13 protein-coding genes and 1 riboswitch are annotated in these 16623 nt (G+C 69.5%); of the genes, 9 read left to right on the top strand and 4 right to left on the bottom strand.

Annotated elements, in window-relative coordinates; genetic code table 11:
* Window positions 1–23 precede the first annotated feature (23 nt).
* A complete protein-coding gene (sdhA, locus tag QRN27_RS07640; protein ID WP_194670716.1) occupies window positions 24–1826 on the top strand; it encodes a succinate dehydrogenase flavoprotein subunit in 1803 nt (600 codons plus the stop codon).
* Between the two features lie 2 nt (window positions 1827–1828).
* A complete protein-coding gene (locus tag QRN27_RS07635; protein WP_056012929.1) occupies window positions 1829–2596 on the top strand; it encodes a succinate dehydrogenase iron-sulfur subunit in 768 nt (255 codons plus the stop codon).
* A gap of 83 nt (window positions 2597–2679) precedes the next feature.
* Here the strand turns inward: QRN27_RS07635 and ptsP are convergent, their stop codons facing one another.
* On the bottom strand, window positions 2680–4338 hold the full coding sequence (gene ptsP / locus QRN27_RS07630; RefSeq protein WP_285041482.1) for a phosphoenolpyruvate--protein phosphotransferase: 1659 nt from the start codon (window positions 4336–4338) through the stop codon (window positions 2680–2682).
* Window positions 4339–4449: 111 nt separating this feature from the next.
* On the opposite strand from ptsP, the gene QRN27_RS07625 reads away from it, so the two are divergent.
* The 3 genes from QRN27_RS07625 to trpS all read left to right on the top strand — a co-directional run bounded on the left by QRN27_RS07625 (window position 4450) and on the right by trpS (window position 7699).
* Window positions 4450–5730: a YihY/virulence factor BrkB family protein gene (locus QRN27_RS07625; protein ID WP_285041481.1), complete on the top strand. Its 1281-nt coding sequence runs from the start codon at window positions 4450–4452 to the stop codon at window positions 5728–5730.
* Window positions 5731–5778: 48 nt separating this feature from the next.
* Window positions 5779–6624, top strand: coding sequence for an exodeoxyribonuclease III (locus QRN27_RS07620; protein WP_285041479.1), 846 nt, complete (start codon window positions 5779–5781; stop codon window positions 6622–6624).
* Between the two features lie 70 nt (window positions 6625–6694).
* Window positions 6695–7699 carry a tryptophan--tRNA ligase gene (gene trpS / locus QRN27_RS07615; RefSeq protein ID WP_082456119.1) on the top strand — a complete coding sequence of 335 codons (1005 nt, stop codon included), beginning with the start codon at window positions 6695–6697 and terminating at the stop codon, window positions 7697–7699.
* Window positions 7700–7790: 91 nt separating this feature from the next.
* On the opposite strand, the gene glpK is transcribed toward trpS, so the two are convergent.
* The 3 genes from glpK to QRN27_RS07600 all read right to left on the bottom strand — a co-directional run bounded on the left by glpK (window position 7791) and on the right by QRN27_RS07600 (window position 12042).
* Entirely contained in the window at window positions 7791–9305 is a 1515-nt protein-coding gene (gene glpK / locus QRN27_RS07610; protein WP_194670721.1) for a glycerol kinase GlpK, read from the bottom strand.
* 98 nt (window positions 9306–9403) lie between these two features.
* Window positions 9404–10156, bottom strand: a complete 753-nt coding sequence (locus QRN27_RS07605) for an MIP/aquaporin family protein (protein ID WP_079002885.1) — start codon at window positions 10154–10156, stop codon at window positions 9404–9406.
* Window positions 10157–10305: 149 nt separating this feature from the next.
* Entirely contained in the window at window positions 10306–12042 is a 1737-nt protein-coding gene (locus QRN27_RS07600) for a glycerol-3-phosphate dehydrogenase/oxidase (RefSeq protein ID WP_285041475.1), read from the bottom strand.
* Between the two features lie 134 nt (window positions 12043–12176).
* Between QRN27_RS07600 and QRN27_RS07595 the strand changes: the two genes are divergently transcribed.
* The 4 genes from QRN27_RS07595 (at window position 12177) to ribA (ending at window position 16575) form a co-directional block, all read left to right on the top strand.
* A complete protein-coding gene (locus QRN27_RS07595) occupies window positions 12177–13163 on the top strand; it encodes a sugar-binding transcriptional regulator (protein WP_056012949.1) in 987 nt (328 codons plus the stop codon).
* Between the two features lie 98 nt (window positions 13164–13261).
* Window positions 13262–13423, top strand: a riboswitch (FMN riboswitch).
* Between the two features lie 80 nt (window positions 13424–13503).
* On the top strand, window positions 13504–14622 hold the full coding sequence (ribD, locus tag QRN27_RS07590; RefSeq protein ID WP_285041473.1) for a bifunctional diaminohydroxyphosphoribosylaminopyrimidine deaminase/5-amino-6-(5-phosphoribosylamino)uracil reductase RibD: 1119 nt from the start codon (window positions 13504–13506) through the stop codon (window positions 14620–14622).
* Window positions 14603–15301 carry a riboflavin synthase gene (locus QRN27_RS07585; RefSeq protein ID WP_285041471.1) on the top strand — a complete coding sequence of 233 codons (699 nt, stop codon included), beginning with the start codon at window positions 14603–14605 and terminating at the stop codon, window positions 15299–15301. The genes ribD and QRN27_RS07585 overlap by 20 nt, the downstream gene beginning before the upstream one ends.
* On the top strand, window positions 15298–16575 hold the full coding sequence (gene ribA / locus QRN27_RS07580) for a GTP cyclohydrolase II (protein WP_285041469.1): 1278 nt from the start codon (window positions 15298–15300) through the stop codon (window positions 16573–16575). The genes QRN27_RS07585 and ribA overlap by 4 nt, the downstream gene beginning before the upstream one ends.
* Window positions 16576–16623 lie beyond the last annotated feature (48 nt).

The following is a 16623-nucleotide window of genomic DNA, read 5'->3' as shown; positions in this document are numbered from 1 at the left end:
ACCGAGACCGAGCAACGGAAACCGTGACTACAGAAACCACCGAGTCCACCGTCATCGACGGCATCCACTACCACCAGTTCGACATCGTGATCGTGGGTGCCGGCGGTGCCGGCATGCGCGCAGCGATCGAGGCCGGTCCAGGGGCGAAGACCGCGGTCATCTCCAAGCTGTACCCGACGCGTTCCCACACGGGTGCCGCGCAGGGTGGCATGGCGGCGGCGTTGGCCAACGTCGAGGAGGACAGCTGGGAGTGGCACACCTTCGACACGATCAAGGGTGGCGACTACCTCGTCGACCAGGACGCCGCTGAGATCCTCGCGAAGGAGGCCATCGACGCGGTCATCGACCTCGAGAACATGGGCCTGCCCTTCAACCGGACGCCCGAGGGCAAGATCGACCAGCGCCGCTTCGGCGGACACACGCGCGACCACGGCAAGGCCCCCGTCCGCCGTGCCTGTTACGCGGCCGACCGCACCGGCCACATGATCCTGCAGACGTTGTTCCAGAACTGCGTGAAGCTCGGCATCAACTTCTTCAACGAGTACTACGCGCTCGACCTGATCATGACCAACGTCGACGGCGTCGACAAGCCGTCCGGCATCGTCGCGTACGAGCTCTCCACCGGCGAGATCCACGTCTTCCAGGCGAAGGCGATCATCTTCGCGACCGGCGGCTTCGGCAAGATCTACAAGACGACCTCCAACGCGCACACCCTCACGGGCGACGGCGTCGGGATCATCTGGCGCAAGGGCCTCCCGCTCGAGGACATGGAGTTCTTCCAGTTCCACCCCACCGGCCTGGCCGGTCTCGGCATCCTCCTCACCGAGGGTGCGCGAGGCGAGGGCGCGATCCTCCGGAACGCGAGCGGCGAACGCTTCATGGAGCGCTACGCCCCGACCATCAAGGACCTCGCACCCCGCGACATCGTCGCGCGATGCATGGTCCAGGAGGTCGCCGAGGGGCGCGGCGCCGGCCCCAACAAGGACTACGTCTACCTCGACTGCACGCACCTCGGTGCCGAGGTCCTCGAGACCAAGCTGCCCGACATCACCGAGTTCGCCCGCACCTACCTCGGCGTCGACCCGGTCACCGAGCCGGTGCCGGTCATGCCGACCGCGCACTACGCGATGGGTGGCATCCCGACGAACGTCAAGGCCGAGGTCCTGAGCGACAACAACACCGTCGTCCCCGGCCTGTACGCCGCCGGCGAGTGCGCCTGCGTCTCCGTCCACGGCTCCAACCGCCTCGGCACGAACTCGCTGCTCGACATCAACGTGTTCGGCAAGCGCGCCGGCAACAACGCGGTCGAGTACGTCCAGAACATCGATTTCACCCCGCTGCCCGAGAACCCGGCCGGTTTCGTCGCCGGTCTCGTCGAGCAGATGCGGAACTCCAACGGCACCGAACGGATCTCGACGATCCGCAAGGAGCTCCAGGAGGAGATGGACCGCAACGCGCAGGTGTTCCGCACCGACGAGTCGCTCGCCGGGGTCACCGCGACCATCCACAACCTGCGCGACCGGTACCAGAACATCGCCGTCCAGGACAAGGGCAAGCGGTTCAACACCGACCTCCTCGAGGCGATCGAGCTCGGCTTCCTGCTCGACCTCGCCGAGGTCGTCGTGTACTCCGCGCGCAACCGCAAGGAGAGCCGCGGCGGCCACATGCGCGACGACTACCCGAAGCGCGACGACGAGAACTACATGCAGCACACGATGGCGTACCTGTCTGGCGACCCGCACTCGTCCGACGCCGCCGATCACATCCGGCTCGACTGGAAGCCCGTGGTCATCACGCGGTACCAGCCGATGGAGAGGAAGTACTAGCGATGAGCACTGCAACGCTCGAGAACCCGCCTGCCGCGGCCCCGGAGGAGATCCAGTCCTTCACGGTCACCCTGATCATCCGTCGGTTCGACCCGGACGTGGACGCCGAGCCGCGCTGGGAGGACTTCGACGTCGAGATGTTCCCGACGGACCGGATCCTGGACGCGCTCCACAAGATCAAGTGGGAGCAGGACGGCACGCTCACCTTCCGTCGTTCCTGCGCCCACGGCATCTGCGGCTCCGACGCCATGCGGATCAACGGCCGCAACCGACTCGCCTGCAAGACGCTGATCAAGGACCTCGACATCTCGAAGCCGATCTACGTCGAGGCGATCAAGGGACTGCCGCTCGAGAAGGACCTCGTCGTCGACATGGACCCCTTCTTCGCGTCGTTCCGCGAGGTGCAGCCGTTCCTCATCCCGGGCAAGCCCGCCGAGAAGAACAAGGAGCGGGTGCAGTCGGTCGCCGAGCGCGCCCGGTTCGACGATACCACGAAGTGCATCCTGTGCGCCGCGTGCACCTCGTCCTGCCCGGTGTTCTGGACCGACGGCCAGTACTTCGGCCCGGCGGCGATCGTCAACGCGCACCGCTTCATCTTCGACTCGCGCGACGACGCCTCGCAGGTGCGCCTCGACATCCTCAACGACCAGGAGGGCGTGTGGCGTTGCCGCACCACCTTCAACTGCACCGAGGCCTGCCCGCGTGGCATCCAGGTGACCCAGGCGATCGCCGAGGTCAAGCAGGCCATGATCTCGGGCAAGGTCTCCTAGCCAGGTCCCCGTTCGTCCGTCCGGCCCAGCGCATCGCGCTGGGCCGGACGTGTTCGTGCGTGGCGATGTGCCGCCGAGGGTTGTCACGCCGACGCGGCGGCTCTGGCTTCCGCTGGCGACGCGGCGCTCAACGCGTCCACGGCCATGGCCCGAGCGGCTTCGAGCGTGTAGCGACGCAGCTCGGTGCGGACCTCACCGAGGGCCGCAGGCGCGACCGACAGGCTGGTCGCCCCCAGCCCGACGAGCACGACCGCGAGCAGGGGGTCCGCAGCGGCCTCACCGCACACCCCGATGGAGCGACCCGAGGCGAGTCCGGCGTCGCCGACGAGTTTGACGAGGCGCAGCACGGCCGGATGCCAGGGGTCCTGGTACGAGCCGAGCGGTGCGAGCAGGCGGTCGGCCGCGAGCGTGTACTGCGTGAGGTCGTTGGTCCCGATGCTGACGAATTCGGCGACGCCGAGGATCTGCGCCGCCAGAAGCGCGCTCGACGGGACCTCGATCATCACCCCGACCGTCCGCAGACCGAGACGCTTCGCGAGCGTGACGAACGCGGCCGCCTCGGGAAGGTCGGCCACCATCGGCGCCATCACCCAGAGCTCCGCATCCGAGGCGTCCTGCGCGAGGGCGAGCGCCGTCAACTGATCGCGGAGCACCCCCTCGCGGGCGCGCAGGGCCCGCAGCCCTCGGACGCCGAGCGCCGGGTTCGGTTCGACGCCGTCCGGGCCGAGGAACGCGAGCGGTTTGTCGGCACCGGCGTCGAAGACCCGCACGATCACGCGCCTGCCGGGGAACGCGGCGAGCAGTTCGCCGTACCGCTGCGCCTGCTCGGCGACGCCCGGCGCCTCGGAACGGTCGAGGAAGAGGAGTTCGGTGCGGAACAGCCCGACCCCTTCGGCACCGAGGGCCAGCGCACCGGCCGCCGCGTCGACCGAGCCGAGGTTCGCGAGCAGCGGCACCGGTGTCCCGTCGGCGAGTTCCCCTGGTGACCGCGGCGAGACGCGCACCCGCGCCGCCGCGGTGGACCTGGCCGACCGCACCTCACGCGTGGTCGGCGAACCGGTGACGACGCCCGCTCCGGAATCGACGAGGACGATCTCACCGTCCTCGAACTGTTCCGCCCCGGCGACGCCCACCACGGCGATGAGCGATTGCTCCCGAGCCAGGATCGCCGTGTGCGAGGTGGCCGATCCGCCGCTGGTGACGAGCGCCAGGACCAGGTCGAGGTCGAGCAGCGCAGCATCGGCGGGCGCGAGGTCCGCTGCAACGAGGACGAACGGCTCATCCGAATCCGGCGGGCCGGGGACGGGACGACCGAGCAGCCGCGCGATGACGCGCTGCGACACGTCGCCGACATCGGTCGCCCGCGCCGCCATCGGCTCGCCGAGGTTGAAGAGGACCTGCTGCACGGTCGCCAAGGCCTCGAACACCGCGCGCTCGGCCGTCCGGCCGGCGGCGATGCGAGCCGCCACGTCCTCGGCGAGCGCCGGGTCGTCGGCCATGACCGCCTGGGCCTCGAGCACGTCCTGGGCGTGGCCACCGGCCCGACGGGCTCTCGCTTCGAGGTCGGACCGCGTGTCGATCAGCGCTCGTGCCGCCCTGGCCTGTTCCTGCGCGACATCGCCGTGGAAGGGATCGGCGGACGGCTCGGCGAGTGGCTCCGGCATACGGAGCACCGGTCCGGCGACGACGCCGCGTCCCACTCCGGTCCCGGTGAAGGTGCGTCGCCCCTCCGCCTCGCGCATGGTTCGACCCTAGTGCACCGCCCGACGGCGATCAGGAGGGCGTCGGTGCCTGCCGACGGGCCGTCGTGCGGGCAGCCGACGAGGCGGTCCGGCCGCTTGTAGGCTGGCATGGTGACCAGTCCGCGCGCCTCCACGAAGGACGCCACCGACGCTGACGGTCACGACGACGAGCGGACGCCACTCCCCCGCCGCACGCTCCAACAGACCCCGCCGCCGCTCGTGTTCCAGTGGATCCAGCGGAGTGAGAACCCCCTCGTCCGTCGGCTGGCCCCGCCGGCAGCGCGCGCAGAACGCGCCACGACCTGGGTGATGCGGTTGAAACCGTACCGGGTCGTCCAGCGCTACCTCGACATGGACGGGAACCTGCTCGCCGCGGGCATCAGCTTCCAGGCCGTGTTCGCCGTCTTCGCCGCCGTGTACGTCGGCTTCGCGATCACCGGCATCTGGCTCGGGAACAACGCCGACGTCTTCCAAGCCCTCGTGGAGATCATCAACCGCGCGGTCCCCGGACTCATCGGCAGGGACGGCGAGGGGATCATCGCCGAGGAGCAGCTGTCGAGCGCCTCCCTCCTCGGCTGGACGGGCGTCATCGCCGCGGTCGGTCTCATCTGGACGGCCATCGGGTGGCTGTACTACACGAGGCAGGCCGTCAGGTCGATCTTCGCGCTGCCGAGGGTCGCGGCGAGCTTCTTCCTGTTGAAGGTCGTCGACCTCGTCCTCGCCCTCGCCTTCGGTGTCCTGCTCCTCGTCTCGGCCACCCTCTCAGTGGCCAGCACCCAGGCGCTCAGCTGGCTGCTGTCGCTCGTCGGACTCGACGGCACCTTCTGGCTGACGGCCGGCAGTCGCCTGGTGGGCCTCGTCGTCGCGGTGGTCGTCAACCTCGTCACGCTCGGCGCGATGTACCGGGTGCTCAGCCGGATCAGGATCCCGTGGCGGAACCTCTTCGGGGGCGCGCTCCTCGGCAGTCTCGTCCTCTCGCTCCTGAGCGTCGCGAGCAGTGCGGTGATCGCCGGCGCCTCCCGGAACCCGCTCCTCGCGACCTTCGCGGTGTTCATCGGTCTCATGCTGTGGTTCAACCTCGTGAGCCGCGTCATCCTGCTCTCCGCGTCGTGGATCGCCGTCGGCCTCGAGGACCAGGGCGTCAACGTCCGGACGACGACGCCGGAGGAACAGGCGGCCGAGGAGGCCTCCGCCAGACGACTGCTCGCCGAGGTCGAACTGCGCGAGGCACGGGACGCCCGCCGACGGGCGAAGGGCCCGGCGGTGTGGTTCGCCCGACGGCGTCTGCACCGCGCCGAGGAGGCCGTGGCCGAGGTCGACCGGCAGCAGCAAGCAGGCTCCGGCGGTGCCGTGACGGACGGCCCCATCCCGCCCCACCGCCGTCGCTCCTGAGGGCCTCCGGGCCGGAGCGATGTCAGCCCTCGCGACTAAGCTGGAGCCATGTCTGCACCCCTCCGCATCGCCAGTGTCAACGTCAACGGAGTCCGCGCGGCCTTCCGGAAGGGCATGGGCGACTGGCTCGAGCACCGCGGGGTCGACATCCTCGCGCTGCAGGAGGTGCGCGCCGCGACCAGCGACCTCGAGGGCCTGTTCGGACCGGAGTGGAACATCCTGCACGACGCCGCGACGGCGAAGGGGCGCGCCGGCGTCGCGATCGTCAGCCGCCGTTCGGCCGGGATCCACCGCGTCACCCTCGGCGACGACGACTTCGACAGCGCCGGTCGCTGGCTCGAGGCCGACTTCGACGTCGACGGCACCCTCGTCACCGTCGTGAGCACCTACGTGCACTCCGGCGAGGTCGACACCCCCAAGCAGGTCGAGAAGTTCCGCTTCCTCGAGGCGATGCTCGAGCGGCTGCCCGCGTTGCGCGAGCACAACCCGCTGTCGCTCGTCGTCGGCGACCTCAACGTCGGCCACACCGAACTCGACATCAAGAACTGGAAGGGCAACGTGAAGCGTGCCGGCTTCCTGCCCGCCGAACGCTCCTACTTCGACCGCTACCTCGGCCCCGACGGCGAGACGGTCACGGGTGTCGACGGCGTGACCGGGACGGGCCTCGGCTGGGTCGACGTCGGTCGCCAGGCCGCGGGCCAGGTGCCCGGGCCCTACACCTGGTGGTCACAGCGGGGCCAGGCCTTCGACACCGACACCGGCTGGCGCATCGACTACCAACTCGCCACCCCGGAGCTCGCCGCCCGCGCGTCCGGGTACACGATCGACCGTGCGGCGGCGTACGACCAGCGATGGTCCGACCACGCCCCCGTCGTCGTCGACTACTCCCTCTGACCACCGGCACCGCGCCACCCATCACCGCGTGCCACCGGCTTCGGCCGCTCACCCCTCTGCGAGAATCCACATGACCAAGCCACGCCTCTACTCCGGTATGCAGCCCTCCGCCGATTCGCTCCACCTCGGCAACTACATCGGCGCCCTGCTGCAGTGGAAGCAGATGCAGCAGGAACACGACGCCTTCTTCAGCATCGTCGACCTCCACGCCATCACGGTGCCGCAGGACCCCGCCGAGCTGCGCGAGAAGACCCGCCGGACGGCCGCCCAGTACATCGCCGCGGGCATCGACCCCTCGGTCTCGACGCTGTACGTGCAGTCGCACGTGCCCGCGCACGCCCAGCTCGCCTGGGTGCTCAACACCATCACCGGCATGGGTGAAGCCGCGCGCATGACGCAGTTCAAGGACAAGTCGGCCAAGCACGGCCGCGACGCCTCCTCGGTCGGGCTCTTCGCCTACCCGATCCTCATGGCCGCCGACATCCTGCTCTACCAGACGGACATCGTGCCGGTCGGCGACGACCAGCGGCAGCACATCGAGCTCACGCGCGACCTCGCCGAGCGCTTCAATTCGCGCTTCGGCGAGACCTTCGTCGTACCGAAGGCGCAGATCCAGAAGGAGTCCGCGCGCATCTACGACCTCCAGAACCCGACGTCGAAGATGTCGAAGTCGGCGGAGACCCCGGCCGGGATCGTCTGGTTGCTCGACGAGCCGAAGGTCACGCAGAAGAAGATCATGCGCGCCGTGACCGACACCGACGGCGTCATCGCCTTCGACGCCCAGGAGAAGCCCGGGGTCTCGAACCTGCTGAGCATCTACTCCGCGATCACCGGCTCCCCCATCGAGTCCGTCGTCGGCGAGTTCGAGGGCCGCGGCTACGGCGACCTCAAGAAGGGCCTGGCCGAGGTGGTCGTCGGTGAACTGGAGCCGGTGCGCGCGCGGGCGCTGGAACTCCTCGACGACCCGGCCGAACTCGACCGCCTGCTCGCCGTCAACGCGGCTCGCGCCTCCGAGGTGGCCGAGCAGACCCTCGCCGAGGTCTACGACCGCGTCGGACTCCTCCGCCGCGCCTGACCCCGCTCCGTTCGCTTCTGTTCGGGCGAACGACTCACGACAGAACGGCCCGCCCTCCACGAGGAGGACGGGCCGTTCCGGTCGGTCGGGACTACTGCACGTCGTCGTCGACCCAGTCGAAGGTCTTCGTGACGGCCTTCTTCCAGTTGCGGTAGAGGCGGTCGCGCTCCTCGGAGTCCATGTTGGGCTCCCAGCGCTTGTCCTCCTGCCAGTTCTTGGCGAGGTCGTCGAGGTCGGACCAGAAGCCGACGGCGAGGCCCGCGGCGTATGCGGCACCGAGCGCGGTGGTCTCGGCGACCACCGGACGGATGACCGGCACACCGAGGATGTCGGCCTGGAACTGCATGAGCGTGTCGTTGGCCGTCATGCCGCCGTCGACCTTGAGCTCGGTGAGCGGAACCCCGGAGTCGGCATTGACGGCGTCGATGACCTCGGCCGTCTGGAACGCGGTCGACTCGAGTGCGGCACGAGCGATGTGCCCCTTGTTCACGTACCGCGTGAGCCCGACGAGCGCACCGCGGGCGTCGGGACGCCAGTACGGCGCGAACAGACCCGAGAACGCCGGCACGAAGTACGCCCCACCGTTGTCGTCCACGGTCTTCGCGAGCGCCTCGACCTCGGGAGCCGAGGAGAACATGCCGAGGTTGTCGCGCAGCCACTGCACGAGCGAACCGGTCACCGCGATCGAGCCCTCGAGCGCGTAGTGCGGCTTGGCGTCGCCGAGCTTGTAGCCGAGCGTCGTCAGCAGACCGTTCTCCGAGTGGACGATCTCCTCACCCGTGTTGAAGATGATGAAGTTACCGGTGCCGTAGGTGTTCTTGGCTTCGCCCTGCTGGAAGGCAGCCTGACCGAAGGTCGCCGCCTGCTGGTCGCCGAGGATGCCGGCGATGGGCGTCTCGCGGAGCAGGCTGTCGTCGGATGCGTGGCCGTAGATCTCGGACGAGCTCTTGATCTCGGGGAGCATCGACTTCGGGACGTCGAAGGCCGCGAGGATCTCGTCGTCCCACTGCAGGGTCTCGAGGTCCATGAACAGCGTGCGCGACGCGTTGGTGACGTCGGTGACGTGCACACCGCCGTTCACACCACCGGTGAGGTTCCAGATGACCCAGCTGTCGGTCGTGCCGAAGAGGAGGTCGCCGGCCTCCGCCTTCTCGCGCGCACCCTCGACGTTCTCGAGGATCCAGACGATCTTCGTACCGGAGAAGTAGGTCGCCAGCGGCAGACCGACGGTCTTCTTGAATCGCTCGACCCCGCCGTCCTTCGCGAGGCGGTTGACGATGTCCTGCGTGCGGGTGTCCTGCCAGACGATCGCGTTGTAGACGGGCTGACCGGTGGTCTTGTCCCACACGACCGCGGTCTCACGCTGGTTGGTGATTCCGATGGCCGAAATGGCGTGACGGGTGATGTTGGCCTTGCTGAGTGCCTGGCCGATGACCTCGCGGGTGTTGTTCCAGATCTGGTTCGGGTTGTGCTCCACCCACCCGGCCTTCGGGAAGATCTGCTCGTGCTCGAGCTGACCGGTCGAGACGATCGATCCACTCTTGTCGAAGACGATGGCCCGGGTACTCGTGGTCCCCTGGTCGATTGCGATGACGTAGTCCGCCATTGGATACTCCTTCGTTGCATGCGTTACGAGGTGAGGCACCGGAACCGGTACCCCGGGGTGCCGCGACGGCCGCGTCAGCGCACCGTCGCGGCGTCAGGTCAGACGGCCGGGAGGAGCACCATCGAGGCGAGCGCGGCGAGGACACCACCGAGGAGGGGTCCGACGACCGGCACCCAGGCGTAGGACCAGTCGCTCTTGCCCTTGCCCTTGATGGGGAGGAGGGCGTGGGCGATGCGCGGGCCGAGGTCACGGGCCGGGTTGATCGCGTAGCCGGTCGGGCCACCGAGCGAGGCACCGATACCGACGACGAGCAGGGCCACCGGCAGGGCGCCGAGGGCGGCGAGCCCTCCGGGGACGCCCTCGATGACCACAGCGTCAGGGCCGGTCTTGCCGAAGGACATCACGACGAAGACGAGGACGAAGGTCGCGATGACCTCGGTGACGAGGTTCCAGCCGTAGCTGCGGATCTCGGGGCCGGTCGAGAAGACACCGAGCTTCTTGCCCGGGTCCTCCTCCTGGTCGAAGTGCTGCTTGAAGGCGAAGTAGGTGAGCACGGCACCGATGAAGGCACCGACCATCTGCGCCGCCCAGTAGACGAGCGCCGTGCCGAAGTCGATCGACCCGGTGGTGAGGAAGCCGATGGTGACGGCGGGGTTCAGGTGTCCGCCGGAGGCGTAGGACACCGTGACACCGGCGAAGACCGCGAGGCCCCAACCGAAGTTGATGAGCAGCCAGCCGCCACCCAGACCTTTGGATTTCGTGAGGATCGCCGTGGCGACCACACCGGTACCGAGGAGGACGAGCATCGCCGTCCCCACGGTCTCGGAGAGGAAGATGGTTCCGAGGTTCATGTCTTCATTGACCTTTCATAGGTGTGGTCCCCGACGGGGGCTGCGCTTGCACGCGAGCCCACACCGGGCGAGGGTTTCACTGACCAGTTGTTTGTAAGGTAGTCAGCTGGCGTTGCACAGGACAAGGCCCTTGCCTGCACGTTCGTGCATTATGAGAACGCCGGGGCCTCCTGAGCCGTGCCGAGGCGCAGGTCGACCTGGTGCGCGTCGCGCAGACGGTCGAGGGCCGACTCGATCTGGGCCGTGCGCTCGGTGTCGTCCCAACCGAGGACGCCGCCCACGACGCGGGCCAGTTCGTCGACGAGCGCGGCCGTCAGCGAGCCGGTGAACGCGAGGCTCGTCCGGCGGTGCAGCACGTCCGACAGGTGCACGACCTGCTCCTGCTCGACGAGGTACTCGAGCTCCTGCACGCTGTAGTCGGACGCGCCCTGCAGCCGGTCGTCTCCGTGTTCAGCCAGGTGCTCCAGGAGCGCTGCGGCCTTCGTGCCGTAGCGGTGCAGGAGCTGCTCGGCGCGCTGCACACCGACACCGTCCTCGTGCGCCGCCACCCAGGTGCGCGTCGCGGAGTCGGTGCGGGGGAAGCCGGCGCCGCCACCGATCGCGAGCCCGAGGGTCTCGACCGGACGCGGGGCGCCGATGACCTGCAGCACGTCGCCCGCCAGGTGCTCGGCGAGCGCCCGGAAGGTGGTCCACTTGCCGCCGACGAGGCTGAAGACGGTCGTGGACGGACGTGCAGCGGCCGTGCGTCGCTCGATCCGGTAGTCGCGGGACACGAAGCCGGGGGCCTCGTCGTCGTGCTTCGGCAGCGGGCGGATCCCGGAGAACCGGTAGACGATCTGCTCGCGCGACGTCGCGATGGTCGGGAAGACGTGCTTGACGAGGTCGAAGAAGTAGTCGACCTCCTCCTCGGTGCAGACGCTCGGCGTGCTCGGGTCGGCCTCGATGTCGGTCGTGCCGACCATGACCTTGCCCTTGAGCGGGTAGATGAGGACGATGCGGCCGTCCTCGTGCTCGAAGAAGATCTCGCGGCCCTTGGTGGCGGCGTAGAGCTCCGGGTTGTCGAGCACGATGTGCGAGCCCTTGGTGCCGCCCATGTACGTGGTCGGTTCGCCGAAGCCGGCGTTCGTCAGGTCGGTCCAGGGACCGGAGGTGTTGACGACGACGTCGCTCGCGACGGTGAAGGTCTGGCCGGTGACGGTGTCACGCAGCTCGACGCCGTCCGCACCCATGCCGACCGCTTCGACGTAGTTGACCGCGCGGGCGTGCGGGCCGGCGGCGAGCCCGTCCATGAGCACGTCGAGCGCGAGGCGCTCCGGGTCGTGCATGGAGGCGTCGTAGTAGGTGGCCGTGTACTTGAGGCCCGGGTTCATCTTCGGCAGGTCGGCGAGCGACTTCTTGCGGCCGTGGAAGCGGTGGCGCGGGACGCTGCCGCCGTCGCGCGAGAACGAGTCGTATGCGGTGAGGCCCACCTTGATGAGCAGCGCACCGCGCTCCTGCGGCTTGCCCTGCTTGTGGGTGAGGAACCGCAGCGGCGCGGAGAGGATGCCGGAGAAGGTCGAGAAGATCGGGACCGTGGTCTCGAGCGGCTTCACGTAGTGCGGGGCGATCTTGATCAGCCCGTTGCGCTCCTGCACCGACTCCTGGACGAGACGGAACTCGCCGTTCTCCAGGTAGCGGATGCCGCCGTGGATCATGTGGCTCGACGCGGCCGAGGCACCGGAAGCCCAGTCGTTGCGCTCCACGAGCGTGACGTCGACGCCCTGGAGGGCGAGGTCGCGGAAGGTCGCGATGCCGTTGATGCCGCCGCCGACGATGAGGACCGACGCCTGCGGGCGGTCGATGACGGACTGGACGGTCGGACGGGGGGCTGACGACTTGAGGGACATGAGATGCCTCGCTTCTTCGCGGTTGGAACGCGACGCCGCCGGGTTTGCGCGCCGCTGAATGATGTGACTGAATACATCGTGACAGCACCTGCAACTCTGAACAGCCCTAGTGAACAAACGTGCAAGGAGACCCGATGTCGCTCGCAGACGCGCTCAGCCAGCCGGACCGGACGGCCGAGGCGCTCCGCGCTGCGCAGCTGTACTACGTGCAGGATCTGACCATGGAGGCCATCGCCCAGGAGCTCCACACCTCGCGGTCGTCGGTGTCACGCCTGCTCGGATACGCGCGGGAGAGCGGCCTCGTCGACATCCAGGTCCGGTCGCCGCACGACATGCCTTCGCGGCTCGAGGCGGAGTTCCGCGACCGCTTCGGCGTGACCGCCCACATCGTCCCCGTCCCCGACCACACGAGCGACATCGACCGCCTCGAACGGGTCGCCCTCTCGGCTGCACGTTTTCTCGGCTCCGTGTTCGACTCGAACATGACCCTCGGTCTGGCGTGGGGGTCGACGGTGAGCGCCGTCGCGCGTCACCTCACCCCGAAGCGGACCCACAACTCGCAGATCGTCCAGCTGAACGGCGCGGCCAACACGCGGACGTCCGGCATCCTCTACGCGAGCGAGATCCTCCACCGCTACGCGGACGCGTACGGCGCCTATGCGCAGCAGTTCGCCGTGCCCGCGTTCTTCGACGACCCGGCGACGAAGCTCGCGCTCTGGCGGGAGCGCAGCATCCGCCGGGTGCTCGAGATCCAGCGGCGGATGGACGTCGCGCTCTTCGGGCTCGGATCGCAGCTCTCGGGGGTGCCGAGCCACGTGTACGTCGGCGGCTACCTCGACGACAGCGACTTCGAGGCGCTCGCGAGCGCCGGTGCGGTCGGTGACGTCGCCACGGTGTTCTTCCGCGCCGACGGCTCATGGCGGGACATCCCCTTCAACAACCGCGCGTCCGGACCGGACCTCGACGTGTTGCGCGGCGTCTCCCGCCGGATCTGCGTGGTCGCCGGAGCGGCCAAGGTCCCGCCGCTCCTCGGCGCACTGGCCGGCGGGCTCATCTCCGACCTCGTGGTCGACGAGGGCACCGCGCGCGCGGCCATCGACCAGCACGACGCCCAGCGCTGAGGGCGACCACCCCGCAGGACCGAGCCCGGCAACAGGGCGTCATCCGAATAGGGAATAGGGCGGCCACTCAGCCCGTTGACCTAGACTCGACAACACGTAACGTGCTCCGGGGTCGGTGAGAGTCCGAACCGGCGGTGATAGTCCGCGACCCGTGCAACGCGCAAGCGATGCCCGGTTGACCTGGTGGAACTCCAGGACCGACGGTTATGAACGCGTCTGCTCGCAGGCGGCGTTCGAGTCCGGATGGAAGGAGGCACGGGCGTCGGCCGATGGTCGACGCCTGCGAGCACCTGCCCGCGACCCCGGATTCCGTGTCAGTACCGACCGAGAAGACGGACCGATGGACGCAGGACCCGCGACACCGACGGCGACGAGCCGCGAACGGCAGGCGATGCTGCGCGCGCTCGAACTCGCCGCGAACGGGCCGGCCCGCGGCGTGAACCCACGCGTCGGGTGCGTCATCCTCGACGCCGACGGCACGGTCGTCGCCGAGGGCTGGCACCGCGGTGCCGGCACGGCTCACGCGGAGGTCGACGCGCTCTCCCGACTCGCGCCTGGGGCAGCTCGCGGCACCACCGCCGTCGTCACCCTGGAACCCTGCAACCACACCGGACGGACGGGCCCCTGCGCCGTCGCGCTGATCGAGGCGGGTGTCGAGCGCGTCGTGTTCGCCGTCGACGACCCCGGTCATCATTCCGGCGGGGGCGCCGAACGGCTGAGGACCGCGGGCGTGACAGTCGTCTCCGGCGTGCTCGCGCACGAGGCGGAGGCGTTCCTCGACGACTGGCTCACCGTGGCCCGCCTCGGACGTCCGCTGGTCACCGTGAAGTGGGCCTCGACCCTCGACGGCCGCATCGCGGCGAGCGACGGTACCAGCCGGTGGATCACCGGCGAGGCCGCACGGATCGACGTGCACCGACGACGGGCGGCCCACGACGCCATCCTCGTCGGCACCGGCACCGTCCTCGCGGACGACCCGAGCCTCACCGCGCGGCACGCGGACGGGACGCTCCTGCCGGAGCAGCCGGTCCCCGTCGTCATGGGCGACCGCGCCATCCCCTCCGGCGCGGCGGTGCACCGCCACCCGCGAGGCGCGATCCTGCACCACGGGCACGACCCGGCGGCGCTCCTCGCCGAGCTCCGTTCCCTCGGTGTCCGCAGCGTGTTCGTCGAAGGTGGCCCGACGGTCGCCACCGCCTTCCTCCGGGCCGGGCTCGTCGACACCGTCCTGACCTACCTCGCGCCGGTCCTCCTCGGCGGCCCTCGACTCGCGATCGGCGACCTCGGCGTGGAGACCATCCGAGACGCGATCCGTCTCGAACCCGTGGGTGTCGAACACCTCGGCGACGACCTCCTCATCATCACGACCCCCACCCGCCACCCGGTCGAGTCGGTTCCAGCCGGCCACACCGTGTCGCACCCAGAGAACGGACCAAGCCATGTTCACGGGCATCGTTGAAGCACGCGGCACCATCGTCGCCATCGACCACGGCGAGGCGTCCGCCCGGTTCACCGTCCAGGGTCCGGTCGTCCTCGAGGGCACCCGCCACGGCGACTCGATCGCGGTGAGCGGGGTGTGTCTCACCGTCGTCGAGCAGACCGCCGACACCTTCACCGCCGACGTCATGGCGCAGACCCTCGCCATGAGCATGCTCGACGGCGCCACCGTCGGCAGCGCCGTCAACCTCGAGCGCGCCGCACGCATCGGCGACCGCCTGGGCGGCCACATCGTGCAGGGCCACGTCGACGGCACCGGCACCATCGTCAGCACCGTCCCGGGAGACGCGTGGCGGATCGTCCGGATCTCCCTGCCGGACGACCTCGCTCCGCTCGTGGTCGACAAGGGGTCCATCACCGTCGACGGCGTCTCCCTCACCGTCAGCGCGGTCAGCGGACCCGACGCCGCCGAGCAGTGGTTCGAGGTCTCGCTCATCCCCGAGACGCTCACGGCGACGACCCTCGGTGACCGCATCCCCGGCGACCACGTGAACCTCGAGACCGACATCCTGGCGCGCCACGTCGAGCGGATGCTCGCCTACCGTCACCGTGCCGGAATCGACCTCCCCAGCAGTGCCGACGCGGAGCCGCGCACCGCGGACCCGCTCGCCACGACCGCCACCGAAAGGGGCAACGCATGAGCATCGCCAGCATCCCTGAGGCCCTCGAGGCGCTCCGTCAGGGTCGACCCGTCATCGTGGCCGACGACGAGGGGCGCGAGAACGAGGGCGACGTCATCCTCGCCGCCGAATCCGCGACGCAGGAGTGGATCGCCTGGACGGTCAAGCACTCCTCCGGCTTCATCTGCGCCCCGATGACGAACGAGATCGCGGACCGACTCGCCCTTCCGCCCATGGTGGCCGTGAACGAGGACGCCAGAGGCACCGCCTACACGGTCACGGTCGACGCCGCCGACCGCCTCAGCACCGGCATCAGCGCCGCCGACCGCGCCCACACCCTCCGGGTGCTCGCGGACCCGGCCTCCGTGCCGGCGAACCTCTCGCGGCCCGGACACATCGTCCCGCTCCGTGCCGTCGACGGCGGCGTGCGCGAGCGCGACGGACACACCGAAGCCGCCGTCGACCTGATGAAGCTCGCTGGTCTCGTCCCCGTCGGCGCGATCTCCGAGATCGTCGCGGACGACGGCGAGATGATGCGGCTGCCCGGCCTCATCGCGCTCGGTGAGCGGGAGGGGGTGCTGGTCACCACGATCGCGGCACTCATCGCCTTCCTCGAGGACAACCCCGACGCGGCCGCCGTGTGCGCCGAGGAACGCGCGAACCAGGTGACCATCCCCGAGTCCTCGAACGTGTCGTTCGAGGTGGAGACGACCGTCCCGACGACGCACGGCTCCTTCCGGCTCCGCGCCTACCGCGACCGCCGCACCGGTGCCGACCACCTCGCCATCATCGCCGGCGACCCGCAGGCCACCGGCGCGCTCGTCCGCGTCCACTCGGAGTGCCTCACGGGTGAGGCGTTCGGCTCGCTCAAGTGCGAGTGCGGACCCCAGCTCGACAGCGCCCTCGACACCATCCAGCGTCACGGCGGCGTCGTGGTCTACCTGCGCGGACACGAGGGTCGCGGGATCGGGCTCATCAACAAGCTGCGCGCCTACCGACTCCAGGAGGACGGCCTCGACACGCTCGACGCCAACCTGGCCCTCGGGCTGCCGGCGGACGCCCGCGACTACACCGCGGCGAGCGCGATCCTGACGGACCTCGGGATCACCTCCGTCCGCCTGCTCTCGAACAACCCCGAGAAGGAGCGCCAGCTCACCAACCACGGCATCGCCGTGAGCGAGCGCGTCCCGCTCGTGGTGGGCGTCGGTCTGTACAACGAGGGGTACCTCGAGACGAAGCGCGACCGCATGGGACACAGCATCGGGTTCGACCTCGAACCCGAACCGCACCAGTAGCCCTCTCCCCCCGTCAGGCGCGGGGGAACACCACACCAGCAGCCCCGA

This window comes from Plantibacter sp. LMC-P-059a, assembly GCF_030209505.1.
Taxonomy (GTDB): domain Bacteria; phylum Actinomycetota; class Actinomycetes; order Actinomycetales; family Microbacteriaceae; genus Plantibacter.
The sequence above is the reverse complement of the archived record's forward strand: the minus strand, read 5'-3'. Positions and strand labels throughout refer to the sequence as shown.